6 protein-coding genes and 2 pseudogenes (1 of these 8 running past the window's edge) are annotated in these 13306 nt (G+C 67.0%); 5 read left to right on the forward strand and 3 right to left on the reverse strand.

Translation table 11 applies throughout. From position 1 onward, the window contains the following. Both A5750_RS26585 and A5750_RS26590 read left to right on the forward strand, forming a co-directional pair. Positions 1-1913 (forward strand): annotated as a pseudogene (locus A5750_RS26585) (non-ribosomal peptide synthase/polyketide synthase) (its annotated part extends 25479 nt beyond the left edge of the window); the annotation flags it as partial. 78 nt (positions 1914-1991) lie between these two features. Then, the gene (locus tag A5750_RS26590; protein ID WP_369829484.1) at positions 1992-7652 is read left to right on the forward strand and encodes an amino acid adenylation domain-containing protein; all 5661 of its coding nucleotides are present in this window, start codon (positions 1992-1994) and stop codon (positions 7650-7652) included. A 10-nt stretch (positions 7653-7662) separates the two neighbouring features. Here the strand turns inward: A5750_RS26590 and A5750_RS11545 are convergent, their stop codons facing one another. Beyond that, positions 7663-8529 carry a class I SAM-dependent methyltransferase gene (locus tag A5750_RS11545; protein WP_197505412.1) on the reverse strand — a complete coding sequence of 289 codons (867 nt, stop codon included), beginning with the start codon at positions 8527-8529 and terminating at the stop codon, positions 7663-7665. Positions 8530-8718: 189 nt separating this feature from the next. Between A5750_RS11545 and A5750_RS11550 the strand changes: the two genes are divergently transcribed. Then, the gene (locus A5750_RS11550; RefSeq protein WP_066956051.1) at positions 8719-9495 is read left to right on the forward strand and encodes a methyltransferase domain-containing protein; all 777 of its coding nucleotides are present in this window, start codon (positions 8719-8721) and stop codon (positions 9493-9495) included. Here A5750_RS11550 and A5750_RS11555 read toward each other — a convergent pair. Beyond that, entirely contained in the window at positions 9492-9929 is a 438-nt protein-coding gene (locus A5750_RS11555; protein ID WP_067262865.1) for an SRPBCC family protein, read from the reverse strand. The two genes, A5750_RS11550 and A5750_RS11555, sit on opposite strands and share 4 nt — an antisense overlap. 66 nt (positions 9930-9995) lie before the next feature. Between A5750_RS11555 and A5750_RS11560 the strand changes: the two genes are divergently transcribed. Together A5750_RS11560 and A5750_RS11565 are read left to right on the forward strand one after the other, a co-directional pair. Beyond that, complete coding sequence (locus A5750_RS11560) at positions 9996-11399, forward strand: FAD-binding oxidoreductase (RefSeq protein ID WP_067262869.1); 1404 nt, start codon at positions 9996-9998, stop codon at positions 11397-11399. Between the two features lie 5 nt (positions 11400-11404). Further along, positions 11405-12715 (forward strand): class I SAM-dependent methyltransferase, encoded by a 1311-nt coding sequence (locus A5750_RS11565; RefSeq protein WP_369829485.1) that lies wholly within the window; start codon positions 11405-11407, stop codon positions 12713-12715. A 29-nt stretch (positions 12716-12744) separates the two neighbouring features. Here the strand turns inward: A5750_RS11565 and A5750_RS11570 are convergent. Continuing rightward, positions 12745-13306 (reverse strand): annotated as a pseudogene (locus A5750_RS11570) (DNA polymerase III subunit gamma/tau); the annotation flags it as partial.

Raw genomic sequence — 13306 nt, forward strand, 5'->3', positions numbered from 1 at the left:
TCCGCGGATACCGCATCGAACTCGGTGAGATTCAGGCGGCACTGGCCGCGCTGGACGGGGTGGAGCAGGCGGTGGTGATCGCCCGCGAGGACCGCCCGGGCGACAAACGATTGGTCGGCTACCTCACCGAGTCCGTCCCCGGAGCGGTGGACCCCGCCGCGATCCGCGCGCGGCTCGCCGACCGGCTACCGGCCTACATGGTCCCTGCCGCGGTGATGGTCGTTCAGACACTGCCCCGCACCGTCAACGGCAAGCTCGACCGACGCGCCCTGCCGGCACCCGAATACCGGGCCGGTCCCTACCGGGCCCCCGCCGACGTGGTCGAAGAGGTCCTGGCCGGCGTGTACGCCCAGACCCTGGGCCTCGAGCGGGTCGGGGTCGACGAGTCGTTCTTCGACCTGGGCGGCGATTCGCTGTCGGCGATGCGCCTGGTCACCGCGATCAACAAAACCCTGGATACCAACCTGGCGGTGCGCACGATCTTCGACGCGCCGTCGGTCAGAAGCCTGAGCCAGCTGTTGGGTAGGGACGGCAGGCTGCTCGAAGCAGCCCCGGCCGTGAGCCCGGCCAGCGATCGGTGCTTCGCCTCCGTGCACGGCGGCGACGCCACGGAGCTGCGCGCCGGCGATCTGAGGCTCGACAAGTTCATCGACGCCCCGACGCTGTCGGCGGCGCCGAGCCTGCCCCGGGCCACGACCGAGCCGCGGACCGTCCTGCTCACGGGGGCCACCGGTTTCCTCGGCCGCTACCTGGCTCTGCAATGGCTCGAGCGGATGCAACTCGTCGACGGCACCCTGATCTGCCTGGTGCGCGGAACTTCCGCCGACGATGCGCGACGCCGGCTGGACAAGACCTTCGACAGCGGCGACCCGAAGTTGTTGCGCCACTACCGGGAACTGGCCGCCGATCATCTCCAGGTCGTCGCCGGCGATAAGGGTGAAGCCAACCTCGGCCTGGACCGGCAGACCTGGCAGCGGCTGGCCGACACCGTCGATCTGATCGTCGATGCCGCCGCGCTGGTCAATGCGGTCCTGTCGTACCGAGAGCTGTTCGGGCCCAACGTCATGGGCACCGCCGAGCTGATCCGGATGGCACTCACCACCAAGATCAAGCCCTACGCCTACGTGTCGACTTCGGACGTCGGCCGCCAGATCGAGCGGTCGCTGTTCACCGAGGACGCCGACATCCGGGTCATCAGCCCGACCCGCACCGTGGACGGAAGTCTGGCCAACGGCTACGGCAACAGCAAGTGGGCCGGCGAGGTGCTGCTGCGCGAAGCGCACGACATGTGCGGGCTGCCGGTCTCGGTCTTCCGCTCCGGCATGATCCTGGCCGACACCACCTACGCGGGGCAGCTCAACCTGCCGGACACCGTCACCCGGATGGTGCTGAGCATCCTGGCCACCGGCATCGCGCCCGCCTCGTTCTTCCGGCTCGACGCCGACGGCAATCGGCAACGCGCACACTTCGACGGGCTGCCAGTCGGCTTTATCGCCGAGGCGATCGCCACGCTGGGCGCCCGGGCGGTCGACGGATTCCAGACCTACCACGCGATGAACCCGCACGACGACGGCATCGGGCCCGACGAGTACGTCGACTGGCTGATCGAGGCCGGTTACCCCGTCCAGCGCATCGACGACTTCGGGGAGTGGTTGCAGCGATTCGAGGCCGCCCTGCGCGCCCTGCCGGATCGACAGCGCCGGCACTCGGTGCTGCAGATGTTGCTGTTGCGCAACGCTACTCAGCTGCATCCCCCCGAACCGAGTCGCGGGTCCTATGCGCCGACCGACCGGTTCCGCGCCGCGGTCCAAAGGACAAAGATCGGCCCCGACAAGGACATCGCGGACATTCCGCACGTGACGGCGCCGATCATCGTCAAGTACGCCACCGACCTGGAACTGCTCGGAGTGCTGGGTGCAGACCGGCCAGGAGCCGACTCGCGCCCGGATGCGGGTCGGCGTAAGCCGTTGGTGGCCGGTCCGCGGCCGGCAGTGGTCCCGCTGTCGTTCGCCCAAAGCCGGCTGTGGTTCCTCAACCGGTTCGAGGGCGGGGTTGCGACCTACAACATGCCGATCGCTTTTCGGATGAGCGGGCCGTTGAACGTCGCGGCGCTGGAATCGGCCCTCGACGATGTCGTCGCCCGCCACGAATCGTTGCGCACCATATTTCCCGACATCGACGGTGTGCCGTTTCAGCAGGTGATGCCGGCCAAGGCGGGCATGTGGCGAGGCGGGGACCGGGCGGTCACGTCTTTGCCGGAGCAGGATGTCGCCGCCCACGTGATCGCCCTCGCGGGTCATCGATTCGATTTGTCCGCGGAGATCCCGATCCGCGCGCAGATCTATTCCGTCGGGCCCGAGCGGCATGTGGTAACAATCGTGTTGCACCACATCGCTTTTGACGGATGGTCGTTCGCGCCGATGGTCAGGGACATCGCCGAGGCTTACCGGGCACGGGCGCGCGGGGAGGCGCCGCGGTGGGCGCCGCTGCCGGTGCAGTATGCGGATTACACGCTTTGGCAATCGGACTTGTTGGGTGCTGAGTCCGATCCGGACAGCGTCATCGCGGGCCAGTTGCGGTACTGGCGGCAAGAACTGGCCGATCTGCCGGTAGTGGCCTCGCTGCCGACGGATCGGGCCCGTTCGCCGGAGCCCAGTTTCCGCGGTGATGCGATCGACGTGGCCATCGACCCGAAAATCTGGGCCGGCGTCAAAGGCGTTGCTGCAGAGCATAATACGACGGCATCGATGGTTCTCCAAGCGGTGGTGGCGGTGCTGTTGCACCGAGTTGGCGTCGGCGAGGACGTGGTGATGGGCACGCCGATCGCCGGAAGGTTGGATCAGGCGCTCGACGATCTGGTCGGGTTCTTCGTCAACACCTGGGTGTTGCGGGTGGGGATCACTTCTGCGCACCGGTTCAGCGATGTGCTCCAACAGGTGCGCCATAAGGCGCTGGATGCCTACGGCAATCAGGATGTCCCGTTCGAGCGGCTCGTCGAGCAGCTGAATCCCGCGCGATCCACCGCACACCATCCACTGTTTCAGGTGTTCATGGCCTTCCAGAACAATGTGCGCCCCGAGGCGTTGTCGTTCGACGAGCTCAGTGTCGAGCCGCTGACGGCGGCGACGGGCACCGCCAAATTCGACCTGGAATTCGAGTTCAGCGAAGTGCCGACCGACGATCCGGCGGCGCCGATGGCCACCGGTGTCGTGACGTATGCCAGCGATCTGTTCGACCGGGTCACGGTCGAGCGGTTGGTCGCCTGGCTTGGGCGCCTGATCGAGGCGGTGGTGGCGGATGCGTCGGTGGTGGTGGGAGACGTCCCGCTGCTCGATCGCCGCGAGCGGGACCTAGTGCTGTCGCAGTGGTCTGGCGCCGGCGTGGGAACGCCCGTGGAGGTGGCGCCGCAGTTGTTGGCCGCGGCGGTGGCGGCACGTCCCGACGCGGTGGCGGTGGTGGACGGCGCCCGGGAGGTCTCGTATCGCGAGCTGGACGAGTGGTCGACGCGGCTGGCGCGGATGCTGATCGAGGCCGGGGTGGGTCCCGAGCACGCCGTGGGCGTGGCAATGGATCGGTGCCTGGAGTTGGTGGTGGCCTGGTGGGCGGTGGTCAAGGCCGGCGGGGCTTATGTGCCGGTGGATCGGGCCTATCCGGTCGAACGGGTCGCCACGATGCTGGACACGGTCGACGCGGGGTGGGTGTTGACGTGTGGCGCCGGCACCGTGGCCGGGGCCGGGGCGCGCCCGGTGCTGCGCGTCGACGGGCTGGACCTGAGCGGACGGTGCGCGGACACGATTACCGACGCCGAGCGGCTGGCGCCGTTGGGGGTGGGCAACACCGCGTACGTGATGTTCACGTCGGGGTCCACCGGTGCCCCCAAAGGGGTCGCTGTCAGCCACGCCGGTCTGCTGGCGGCGGCGCTCGGCGAAAGCGTCGGGTTAGGAGCGGATTCGCGGCTGCTGATGGTGGCCGCGCCGACCTTCGATGTTTCGGTCGGCGAGTTGTTGGCGGCGGTGAGGTCGGGGGCGGCGCTGGTGGTGGCGGGCAGGGACGCCTACGCGGGGGAGGCGTTGACCACGTTGCTGCAAGACCAGCAGGTCAATGCGGCGGTATTCACCCCGACGGTGTTGTCGTCGCTGGATCCGAACCGGCTGCAGGGCGTGGACACGCTGATCACCATCGGGGAGGCCCTGCCGGCCGAGTTGGCGGCCACCTGGGCGCCGGGCCGGCGGATGTTCAACACCTACGGCCCCACCGAGACCACAATCTGGGTCACCTGCACTGCGCCGCTGTCGGCGGGGCAGCCGGTGGGCATCGGCGCCCCGCTGCCCGGAGCGTGCGCGGTGGTTCTCGATGCCCGGTTGAACCCGGTGCCCAGGGGAGTGGTCGGCGAGTTGTATGTCAGCGGGCCGGTGCTTGCGCACGGCTATCTGGGCCGGGTCGACCTGACCGCGGAACGATTCGTCGCGAACCCCTATGGCGCTGCCGGGGCGCGGATGTACCGCACCGGTGACCTGGTGCGCTGGACTCCGGACGGAACCCTGGACTACGTGGGCCGCGCCGATTCCCAGGTCAAGTTGCGCGGACAACGCATCGAATTGGGCGAAATCGAAAACACCCTGCTGTCGTGCCCGCAGGTCACCCAGGCGGCCGCAACCGTGCACCACACCAAGACCGGAGCGCATCTCGTCGCCTACCTCACCCTCGAGCGCGACGCCGGAGCCGACCACGACGCCGAAACCGTCGAAGGCTGGCAACACGTCTGGGACGAGCTGTACGGCACCCAGGTCGGGGAGCCGGCGTTCGGCATGGACTTTCGGAGCTGGAACAGCAGCTTCACCGGGGATCCGATTCCGCTCCAGGAGATGGTGGAGTGGCGATCGGCAACGGTCGATCGGATCGGCACCCTACGGCCGCGAAGAGTGTTGGAGATCGGCGCGGGCTCAGGGTTGGTGTTGTCGGAGATCGCCCCGCGCTGTGAGCATTACGTTGCCACCGACATCTCGCCGGCGGCCATCGACTACCTGGCCCGTTCGCTGGAGCGGTTGCAGATCCCTTGGCGCGACCGGGTCCGGTTGCTGACCCAACCCGCCCATGTGGTCGAGGGGCTGCCGCCCGGCTACTTCGACACCGTCGTGCTCAACTCGGTCATCCAGTACTTCCCCAATCGGCAATACCTGGCCGAGGTCATCGACCACGCCATGGATCTGCTGGCCCCCGGCGGGGCCCTCTTCCTCGGCGACGTCCGCAACCACACCCTGCAAGCCGCCTTCCAAACCGCGGTCGCGCTGACCCGCACCGACAGCACGGACACCGCCGAGATCCGCCAGTGGGTTCAGCGCGCCATGCTCAGCGAATCCGAATTGCTCTTAGCCCCAGAGTTTTTCCTTGCCTGGGCCGCCGAGCGACCATCGGTGGCCGGGCTCGACATCCAGGTCAAACGCGGGCTCGCCGACAACGAAGTGAACCGGTACCGCTACGACGTTGTCATCCATAAAACCCCGACGCCGGCGCGCTCGCTCGCGGCCGTGCCCACCTGCACGTGGGCCCAATGCGCGGGGCTGGACGGGTTGCGCACCCAGTTGATGACGCAACGTCCCGCCACGATCCGCGTCGCCGAAATCCCCCATACGGGAGTGATCGCCGACGTCCACCTCGAACAGAGCCTCGCGGCCGGGCTACCGCTGGCCGACGCGCTCGCCCAAGCCACGGCGATCCCCGATACCGCCACTCCCGAACAACTGCACCGCGCGGGCGAAGCCGCCGGATATCACGTCGCGGTGACCTGGGGCGCCCAACCCGGCACGCTCGAAGCCGTCTTCATCCCCGAACCACACCCTGTGACCGACCTCTACCTGCCAGACACCCGGGCCCACCGGAGTACCGCCCACGCCAACGAACCCCGCACCAACACCAAGGTCAGTGCGGTGCGTCAGCGTCTGAGCACACGGTTACCCGACTACATGGTGCCGTCTCAGATCGTCGTGCTCGAGCGATTCCCGTTGACCTCCTCGGGCAAGATCGACCGAAAGGCGCTGCCCGCGCCGGTGTTTGCCGCCACACCCTTCCAGGCGCCGCAGACCCCGACGGAGAAGATCGTGGCCGGCGTCTACGCCCAGGTCCTGGGGCTCGAGCGGGTCGGGGTCGACGAGTCGTTCTTCGACCTGGGCGGCGATTCGCTGTCGGCGATGCGCCTGATCGACTCGATCAACAAAGCCCTGGATACCAACGTGGCGGTACGTATGGTTTTCGACGCCCCGTCCGTCAGAGGCCTGAGCGAGCGGTTGGATCGACATGAAAGTCCGGCCAGCGATCTGCTCTTTGCAGCCGTGCACGGAAGTGACAGCACCGAGGTGCGCGCCGGCGATCTGAGGCTGGACAAGTTCATCGACGCCCCGACACTGTCGGCGGCGCCGAGCCTGCCCCGGGCCGGTACCGCGGCGCGGACCGTCCTGCTCACCGGGGCCACCGGTTTCCTCGGCCGCTACCTCGCTCTGCAATGGCTCGAGCGAATGAAGCTCGTCGACGGCACCCTGATCTGCCTGGTGCGCGCCAAATCTGTCGACGAGGCGCGACGCCGGCTGGACAAAACCTTCGACAGCGGCGACCCGGAGCTGTTGCACCACTACCAGGAACTGGCCGCCGATCATCTCCAGGTCGTCGCCGGCGATAAGGGTGAAGCCAACCTCGGCCTGGACCGGCAGACCTGGCAGCGGCTGGCCGACACCGTCGACCTGATCGTCGATCCCGCCGCGCTGGTCAACACCGTCCTGCCCTACCGCGAATTCTTCGGGCCCAACGTCATGGGCACCGCCGAGCTGATCCGGATGGCACTCACCACCAAGATCAAGCCCTACGCCTATGTGTCGACGAGCGCCGTGGGCTACCAGATCGAACGGTCGCTGTTCACCGAGGACGCCGACATCCGGGTCATCAGCCCCACGCGCAGGATCGACCACAGCTACGGCAACGGATACCCCAACAGCAAGTGGGCCGGCGAGGTACTGCTGCGCGAGGCCCACGACCTGTGCGGGCTGCCGGTCTCGGTATTTCGTTGCGACGTAATCCTGGCCGACCCCGCGTATGCGGGCCAGCTCAATCTGCCGGACGTGTTCACCCGCACGGCGTTGAGCATCCTGGCCACCGGCGTCGCGCCCGCCTCGTTCTTCCGGCTCGACGCCGACGGCAATCGGCAACGCGCACACTTCGACGGGCTGCCAGTCGGTTTCGTCGCCGAGGCGATCGCCACGCTGGGCGCCCGGGCGGTCGACGGATTCCAGACCTACCACGTGATGAACCCGCACGACGACGGCATCGGGCTCGATGAGTACGTCGACTGGCTGATCGAGGCCGGCCACCCGATCGAGCGCATCGGCGACTTCGGGGAGTGGTTGCAGCGGTTCGAGGCCGCCCTGAGTGCGCTGCCGGATCGACAGCGCCGGCACTCGGTCCAGGACGTGCTGGAGTTCGTGTTACACGCGGCCGACCAGTTGGAGCCCCCCGAGCCGAGCCGCGGGTCCTACGCGCCGACCGACCGGTTCCGTGCCGCGGTCCAAGACGCGAAAATCGGCCCCGACCATGACATTCCGCACGTGTCGGCGCCGATCATCACCAAGTACGCGACCGACCTGCGACTGCTCGGACTCCTCTAGCACGTCCACGTCATCGGCGAATTCCCTTGGCTTTTAAGGGCTTCCGTGCCGACACGATCACATAGTCCGAGAAGCCGGTCGATCGTTCCCACAGCGATACGCCGCGGCATTGCGCGCGATCGTCTTCCGTCACTTCCACGACCACTTCATTCATCTTTTTCTTTGCCTGAATGCGCTGCCGGGTGTACTTGGCCATGCCCGGGTACACGTCTTCCCGGATCGATTCCACCCGAATATCCCCGAATCCCGCGGCGGCCAGCCGGCCCGAGTATTCCTGCCGGTCGTAGTAATTGGCTTTCGGAATGTGTCCGTACTTCCGGCCGAACGCGGTCGTCAGTCCGGATTTCTTGCCAGGTTTGGGCAACATATCGGTGAGCGCAATGGTTCCGCCGGGCTTGAGGACGCGGAACGCTTCGCGGATGAATTGATCGCGGGTGTCGAAGTGGAATGCGCATTCCAGGGCCAAGACTTTTTCGAACGACATGTCGGGAAAATCCATTGCAGTCGCGGAACCGCACCGGATATCGATTTGGTTGTCCAGCCCGCGCTTGGCGACGCGGTCTCGGCCCATGTCGACGTGGACCGGGGTGATGTCGATACCCGTAATGTGGGAAAGCTTGAAGCGCTCGAGAAGAACAAAGTCCTGCTCCCCGAAACCGACGCCGACGTCGAGGACTCTGTCGCCTGGTTTCAACCCGGCCCGCGTCCCCAATAGCTCCACCATCGCGACACAAGCGTCCGGATAGGTGCGAGCGACTTTCCAGTAACCGAGGTTTAGCCACAAGGGCTTGGAGTTATCGACGTAACCCTCATTCATGAAATCGATGACGTCGTCGCCGATCATCGTGTAGTAAGCCGCGGCGTCTTTTTGTCGCATCAGGCCATAGGACTGGGAAACTGTCCGGAACGCCCGGTGGATCGCAGAGGAATTTCCGCGCATTGTCTTCCCTTCGGGAAACCGGCAATTCATGGTAGCGCGGGCCCCGGCACGACAACACAGATCGAGCACTTCTGTGGCCACGGATTGCGCGCAAAACTCGGTCGATCGGTGCACCGATGGTCCATGATGATCTACGTGGACAGCAGCGCCCACGACATCGCGAACATGCCCCGGGGCGGGCCGAACGCCTCCTGGCTGGACCGTCGGTTGCAGACCGAGCGGCTGGAATACCTCGACCGCGACGATGTCGACGATCTGAAGCAAAAGGTCGTCCACGCGCTCGACCGCGCCGGACGACGACGCTTCTTGGGTGCTCATGAAAAGTTGGCCAGGATCGTGCTTGCCGAGCTGGCCGATACGCCCTCTCCGAAGATCCTCGAGCTGGGGGCGGGCCTCGGCGGGCTGTCGAGCAAGCTGCTCGAGATGCTCCCCACCGCACACGTGACGGTCACCGACATTGACCCCACGTTCGTGGCCGCCGTCGCCGCCGGGGACCTCGGCACTCACCCACGGGCCACGGTGCGGCAGATGGACGCGACCGCGATCGACGCCCCGGACGGGCAGTACGACCTCGCGGTTTTCGCGATGTCGTTACATCACCTGCCGCCCGCGCGGGCCGCCCGGGTGTTCGCCGAAGGGACCCGGGCCGCGAAAAAGTTGTTGATCATCGATCTCCGCCGGCCCGCGGCAGCGCTCCACTCGGTGGTGTTGGCGGCGACGTGGCCTTTTACCCGGGTGAGCCCGCTGGCACACGACGGTTTCATCAGCCAGCTACGCACGTACAGCCCGTCGGCGCTGAGGGCGCTCGCCCAGTTCGCCGACCCGGCGATCACCGTCGAATTCCCGAACCAACGCTTGGGGCCGACGGTGGCGGTTGCCAGCCGCCGTTCCGGCTCGGGCTAGCTTTCCAGTTCCCGCTTCAGGTTGGCCAATACCTCGCCCTGAATCCTCTTCAATCCCAACGGCGCAAAGGTTTTCTCGAAGAAACCCTTGACGCCGCCCGCACCGGTCCAGGTGGTCTTCACGGTGACGCTGGACCCGGGACCGGCGGGGGCCACCGTCCAGTTGATGATCATCGACGAGTTGGCGTCCTTCTCGATGACGGAATGGCCGGCGACGTCGACGCTGACCTGCATGTCGCGGACGCGAGATTTGGTGGCCTGCAGCTTCCATTTGGCGACGGTACCGGCGCCCTGGCCGCCCTGTAACACCTGGTAATCGCTGTACTGCGGGGACAGAATCTTCGGGCGCACCTGCTGATAGTCCCCGACGGCCGCGAGGGTGGCGGCCGGCTCGGCATTGACCAAAATTGTGCTGGCAGCACTCACCTGTCCCAAAACAACTCCTGAAGCTATGCGGCCCGCGCGCGGGTGCACGGGCTGTTGTCGAAGACTAGGGTATATGTGGTGCCTGTCCCTGGATCTGCACTCTCGGCGCACAAGGCGGGCGTTGACCGGTTGATGGCGAGTTATCGATCCATCCCGGCAACGTCCGCCGTCAGGCTCGCCAAGCCGACCTCAAACCTGTTCCGCGCCCGCACTAAACGCGACGCCCACGGCCTGGACACGTCGGGTCTGACCCGCGTGCTGAGCGTCGATCCCGAGGCCCGCACCGCCGATGTGGCCGGCATGTGCACCTATGAGGATCTGGTGGCCGCGACGCTGCCTTACGGCCTTTCGCCACTGGTCGTCCCGCAATTGAAGACCATCACGCTCGGCGGTGCGGTCAGCGGCCTGGGCATCGAGTCGGCATCGTTTCGCAATGGCCTGCCGCATGAATCGGTGCTGGAAATGGACATCCTCACCGGCGCCGGCGAGTTGCTCACCGCGTCGCGCACCCAGCATCCCGACCTGTTCCGCGCTTTCCCCAATTCCTATGGGACGCTTGGGTATTCAACGCGGCTGCGGATCGAGCTGGAGCCAATCGCGCCGTTTGTCGCGTTGCGGCACGTCCGGTTCCGCTCGCTGCCGGCGCTGATCGCGGCGATGGAACGCATCATCGATACCGGCGGGCAGGGCGGGACGCCGGTCGACTATCTGGACGGTGTGGTGTTCAGCGCCGAGGAGAGCTACCTGTGCGTGGGCCGGCGAACCACCACCCCGGGGCCGGTCAGCGACTACACCGGTAACAGCATCTACTACCAGTCGATCCGGCACGACTCCCCCGGCTCGGAACTCGCACAAGAAGCCACCAAAGACGACCGGTTGACGACGCACGACTACTTCTGGCGCTGGGACACCGATTGGTTCTGGTGCTCGCGCGCGTTCGGTGTGCAGAACCCCCGGCTGCGGCGCTGGTGGCCGCGCCGCTACCGGCGCAGCAGCGTCTACTCGAAGCTCGTCGCCATGGACCAGCGCTTCGGCGTCGCCGACCGCATCGAGAAACGCCACGGCCGTCCCCCGCGGGAGCGGGTGGTCCAGGATGTCGAGGTGCCGGTCGAACGGACCTGCGAGTTCCTGGAGTGGTTCCTGCGAAGCGTGCCCATCACCCCGATCTGGCTGTGTCCGCTACGGCTGCGCGACCATGGGCGCTGGCCGCTGTATCCGATGCGGCCGGACCACACGTACGTCAACATCGGCTTCTGGTCTTCGGTGCCGGCGGGCGCCACGGAAGGCACCACCAACCGGACGATCGAAGCGAAGGTGAGCGAGCTCGACGGGCACAAGTCGCTGTATTCCGACTCCTATTACGCCCGCGAGGAATTCGACGAGTTGTACGGCGGCGAGGCCTACAACACGGTCAAGAAAACCTACGATCCCGATTCCCGGCTACTCGACCTCTACGCAAAGGCGGTGCAACGGCGATGACTTCTATTAGCGAGACCAAGGAACCCCGCCGCGCCACGGCCGGAAAACTCAGCATGGCGGAGATCCTGGAGATCTTCGCCGCCACCGGGCGACACCCGCTGAAGTTCACCGCCTACGACGGCAGCACCGCCGGCAGCAAGGACGCGGAACTGGGCCTGGATCTTCGGACCCCGCGTGGCGCCACCTACCTGGCCACCGCTCCCGGTGAACTGGGTCTGGCCCGCGCATACGTGGCGGGCGACCTGGACCTCTACGGCGTGCACCCCGGTGATCCCTACCAGCTGCTCAAGACGCTGACCGACCGCGTCCAATTCAAGCGGCCGCCGGCACGGGTGCTCGCCAACGTGGTGCGCTCGATGGGGCTGGAGCGGCTGGTCCCGATCGCCCCGCCGCCGCAAGAAACGCCGCCCCGGTGGCGGCGGATCGCCGACGGGCTGATGCACACCAAGACCCGCGACGCCGAGGCCATCCACCACCACTACGACGTCTCCAACGCCTTCTACGAATGGGTGCTCGGCCCGTCGATGACATACACGTGTGCGGTCTACCCCGACGCCGACGCAACGCTGGAAGAAGCCCAGGAGAACAAGTACCGGGTGGTCTTCGAGAAGTTGCGGCTGCAGCAAGGTGACCGGTTGCTCGACGTCGGCTGCGGTTGGGGCGGCATGGTGCGCTTCGCCGCGCGACGCGGCGTCCGGGTGATCGGCGCCACCTTGTCGAGCGAGCAGGCGAAGTGGGCGCAAGGGGCAATCCGGGATGAGGGTCTCGAGGACTTGGCCGAAGTCCGGCATTCGGACTACCGCGACATCCGCGAGGGCGGTTTCGACGCGGTGTCCTCGATCGGGTTGACCGAGCACATCGGTGTCAAGAACTACCCGGCCTACTTCGGGTTCCTGAAGTCGAAGCTGCGCACCGGCGGGCTGCTGCTCAACCACTGCATCACCCGCCACGACAACAAGTCGACCTCCTTCGCGGGCGGCTTCACCGACCGGTATGTGTTCCCGGACGGGGAGCTGACCGGTTCGGGGCGCATCATCACCGAGGTCCAGGACGTCGGCTTCGAGGTGTTGCACGAGGAGAACTTCCGGCATCACTACGCGATGACGCTGCGCGACTGGTGCCGCAACCTCGTCGAGCACTGGGACGAAGCGGTCGACGAGGTCGGCTTGGCCACCGCCAAGGTGTGGGGCCTGTACATGGCGGCCTCGCGGGTCGCCTTCGAGCAGAACAACCTGCAGCTGCACCACGTGCTGGCGGCCAACGTCGACGAGCGCGGCTGTGACCACCTGCCGCTGCGGCCCTGGTGGACGCCCTAGCCCGCTAGCCCTCGGGCGCCGACCCGCCGCTAGCCCCCGTCGATCCGGCGGGCGCCCAGCTCGTTCTGTAACAGCTCGAGCGCGACCTCCTCCGGATCGCGGCGCGGCGCCGAGGACTCCGTGCGGCCGGCTTCGGCGAGCATGTGTTCCTCTTCGTCGCGCTGCGTCACGTCGGGCGCCGGCTCTGCGGCCCTCGGGGTCGGCGCGGCCGACTCGACCGGCGCTGCCGCGCCCACCTCGCAACGCACCCGCCAGTTGACGCCCAGCGCGTCTTTGAGCGCTTCGGCGATGACGTCGGCGTTGCGCTGTTCGCACAGCCGCTTGGCCAGCGGCGCCGACGAATGCGTCAGCACGAGCGTGTTCTCCTCGATCGCGCGGACGGTCGCGCCCGCCAGCATCACCTCGGTGGTGCGGCTGCGCTGGCGCACCTTGTCGCGCACCGTCGGCCACATGGTCCGCACGGCGGCCGCGTTGAGTTCACCGGGCGTGGCCGGTTCGGCGATCGGCGCTGCGGCCGGTTCGGGCACGGGGGGCGACGGGTCGCCGGCATCGTCGGTGCCGGCGCGTAGCCGCAGCATGGCGTGCCGCACC

The sequence above is a fragment of the Mycobacterium sp. 852002-51613_SCH5001154 genome, from assembly GCF_001667425.1.
Classification (GTDB): Bacteria; Actinomycetota; Actinomycetes; order Mycobacteriales; family Mycobacteriaceae; genus Mycobacterium.

What these genes read in the sequence shown, in the direction of transcription:
- A5750_RS11545 (WP_197505412.1), bottom strand. Translation starts at nt 8,529, where the DNA reads ATGCGACAAAAAGACGCCGCGGCTTACTACACGATGATCGGCGACGAC.
- A5750_RS11550 (WP_066956051.1), top strand. Translation starts at nt 8,719, where the DNA reads ATGATCTACGTGGACAGCAGCGCCCACGACATCGCGAACATGCCCCGG.